This is a genomic window from Kocuria atrinae C3-8 (assembly GCF_000286355.1).
Taxonomy (GTDB): Bacteria; Actinomycetota; Actinomycetes; order Actinomycetales; family Micrococcaceae; genus Kocuria; species Kocuria atrinae_A.
Map to the genome: position 1 here is coordinate 1 of NZ_AJXN01000152.1, position 2949 is coordinate 2949.

3 protein-coding genes and 1 pseudogene are annotated in these 2949 nt (G+C 67.5%); 1 reads left to right on the forward strand and 3 read right to left on the reverse strand.

All coding sequences use genetic code 11. From position 1 onward, the window contains the following. Positions 1–176 precede the first annotated feature (176 nt). The gene (locus tag YO9_RS0114585) at positions 177–1421 is read left to right on the forward strand and encodes an aminotransferase class I/II-fold pyridoxal phosphate-dependent enzyme (protein ID WP_016998156.1); all 1245 of its coding nucleotides are present in this window, start codon (positions 177–179) and stop codon (positions 1419–1421) included. Here YO9_RS0114585 and rsmD read toward each other — a convergent pair. The 3 genes and pseudogenes from rsmD to YO9_RS19005 form a co-directional block, all read right to left on the reverse strand. Next, positions 1418–2029, reverse strand: a complete 612-nt coding sequence (gene rsmD, locus YO9_RS0114590) for a 16S rRNA (guanine(966)-N(2))-methyltransferase RsmD (protein ID WP_016998157.1) — start codon at positions 2027–2029, stop codon at positions 1418–1420. The two genes, YO9_RS0114585 and rsmD, sit on opposite strands and share 4 nt — an antisense overlap. Next, entirely contained in the window at positions 2026–2541 is a 516-nt protein-coding gene (locus YO9_RS19000; RefSeq protein ID WP_262925712.1) for a helicase-related protein, read from the reverse strand. Before YO9_RS19000 ends, rsmD begins: the two co-directional genes overlap by 4 nt. A gap of 65 nt (positions 2542–2606) precedes the next feature. After that, a pseudogene (locus tag YO9_RS19005) lies at positions 2607–2949 on the reverse strand (ATP-dependent DNA helicase RecG); the annotation flags it as partial.

The window sequence follows — 2949 nt, forward strand, 5'->3', positions numbered from 1 at the left end:
TCCGGGCAGATTGCGCCGTCGCATTCCTCCACCCTAACGGCCGGGAGCACGCCGACGGCGCTCGCGAACCAACCAGCCCCGCCGCCCCTGACAGCCCCACCGCCCGACCATCACACCGCACAGCAATCGTTGCGGCGCAGCTCGGCCAGGCGAGGAGCCTTCCCTAGACTGAGTCCATGACAGCGCACACCTCCGGTTCCAAGTCCCCCACCACCGGCTCGGCCGAAACACCCTGGCAGCGCATGGCCGCCGGCGGCGGGCTCCTGGATGCTTCTGGACAGTTGCGTTCCACGGTCTTCGAGGAAATGACGGCGCTGGCCCAGCGCACCGGTGCCGTGAACCTCGGACAGGGCTTCCCGGATTTCCCCGCACCCGAACGCATGGTCGACGCCGCGTCCGAGGCGCTGGCCGCCGGCCACAACCAGTACGCGCCCATCAAGGGCATCCCGGCGCTGTGTGCCGCCATTGCCGAGCATCAGCGTCACTTCTATGCCCAGGAGCTGGACACCGACTCCCAGATCATCGTCAGTGCCGGTGCCACCGAGGGACTAACAGCCAGCCTGTTGTCCTTCCTGGAGCCCGGTGACGAGGTGGTCGTGTTCGAACCCCACTACGACCTCTACGGCGCGGTGGTCCGTTTCGCCGGCGCCACGGCGGTCCCGGTTCCGCTGCTGCCTCCCGCGTTCACATCCGATCCCGAGGACGTTCGCGCCGCCTTCTCGCCCCGCACCCGCGCCGTGATCCTCAACGATCCGCACAACCCCACGGGCACCGTGGCGTCGCGCGAGTTCCTCACACAGTTGGTCGAGCTGGCCACCGAGTTCGACGCCGTGATCGTCACCGACGAGGTCTACGAACACTTGCGCTTCAACGGGCAGCACGTCCCGATCGCCACCCTGCCCGGTGCCTTCGAGCGCACCCTGACCGTGTCATCGGCGGGCAAGACCTTCTCCGCCACGGGGTGGCGCGTGGGATGGGTCAGCGGTCCGGAACACCTGATGCGAGGCGTGACCGCGGTGAAGTCCTACATGTCCCACAGCGCCGCCGCTCCCCTGCAGCATGCCGTTGCCGAGGCCGTGGGCTTCCCGCCCGCGTTCTACGAGCACCTCCTGGACGATTACCGCGAACGCCGCGATGTCCTGATCAACGGCCTTCGCGAGGCCGGACTGAACCCGCCGGAACCACAAGGGACCTTCTTCGCGGTCGCAGATGTCAGTGACCACTACGCGCTGGCCGGGGTCAGCAACGCCAAAGAACTGGGCGAGCATTGGGCCGAGAACGCGGGTGTGGTGGGAATCCCCGTGTCCGCGTTCGTGGGAGAGGCCAACCGAGATCTCTACACGGACTGGCTCCGGTTAGCTTTCTGCAAGCGCACCGACGTGCTGCGCAAGGCGATGGCCGACCTCGCGTTGGCCCTCTAGGCGAGTTCTACTTCCTCGGGACGGTCCGTCGTGGACTCCTCGCTCGGGGCCTCCTCGACGTACCAGAGGACGGTCTCGCCGTGGGTGCTGCGTTCAAACCGCTGCAGCCCCTCCGGCCACACCGGTTCCTCGGTGCGCGCGGAGCGTTCCACCACAATGACCGCCCCCGGGCCGAGGTGTCCCACCAGTCGCGCCAGCAGTGCGGTCAGGTCCTCGTTGGGCAGCGGGTACGGCGGATCGACCAACACCAGATCCCAGCGATGATATCCCTGCCGGGCCAGAAAGGTGGCGACCGGGGACTGCACCGTGGTGATCTCGATATCCCGTCGAGCACCGGCAAGCACCTGAGCATTCGCCCGGCACACCGACGCCGCCCCGGAGGCCTTCTCCACCAGGGTCACCTCTCGTGCTCCCCGGCTCGCAGCCTCCAGTCCGAGGGCTCCGGAACCAGCGAAGAGATCCAGCACGCGGGCGTCCTCACACATGCCCCACGCGTCCAGGCGCGCGAAGAGCGACTCCTTGACCCGATCGGTCGTGGGGCGGGTGGCCGAACCGGGCACCGATTGAATGCGCAGTCCGCCCGCGGTCCCGGAAATGATGCGTGTCATCCACGCTCCAAAAATGCTTGGCTGTTCTCGTCCACCACTCGCCCGATGGCAGCGAGCAGTTCTGTGTGTTGAGCCAGTTGCGGATCGTCGGCGATGACAGCCTCAGCGTCCTCGCGGGCGCGAGTCACCAGGGCTTCGTCCCGCAGCGCACTGATCCAGCGAAGGCCCGACTTCCGACCGGACTGCGAGGCACCCAGGATGTTGCCCTCGCGGCGCAGTTTGAGATCCACTTCTGCAAGTTCGAAACCGTCCGTGGTGGAGGCGACCGCGGCCAGTCGTTCCCGGCCCGGATGATCCGGACGGCTGCGGGTGACCAACAAGCACGTGCTTTCGTGCTCGCCACGGCCGATGCGACCGCGCAACTGATGCAACTGGGAGATTCCGAACCGTTCGGGGTCCACCATGATCATGAGTGACGCGTTGGCCACGTCCACGCCCACTTCAATCACGGTCGTGGAAATCAGCACGTCGATCTCACCGGCGGCGAACCGGTTCATCGTTTCGGTCTTCACGAGCGGGTCCTGTCGGCCATGCAGCACGGCGATCCTCGCATCCCGCAGTTCCGGTTGCGCGCTGATCAGGCGCTCGAGCACTGGACCGTGGCCGGCTCGGGCCCGTCCCCGTCATCGCCTAGTTCTTGGGCCGCGAGTAACGAGTCTCGCAGGGAATCGAAGGGCGGGAGGGCGGCGTCGTCGCCGATCTTGGGCGCCACCACGTAGACCTGACGGCCGCGCGAAATGTGCTCGCCCGCGAGCGCCCACACGCGCCGTTCCCAGGAGGGGCCGTGTTCGGCCAGGCCCACCACGTGCGTGTGGATGGGCGCGCGGCCGCCGGGCAGCTCGCGCAGGGTGCTGACGTCCAGGTCGCCGAAGACCGTCATGGCCACCGTGCGCGGGATGGGGGTCGCGGTCATGACCAGA

Bases quoted from the DNA above. Each gene is read 5' to 3' on its own strand.
- rsmD (WP_016998157.1), bottom strand. From the start codon at position 2,029: ATGACACGCATCATTTCCGGGACCGCGGGCGGACTGCGCATTCAATCG.
- YO9_RS0114585 (WP_016998156.1), top strand. From the start codon at position 177: ATGACAGCGCACACCTCCGGTTCCAAGTCCCCCACCACCGGCTCGGCC.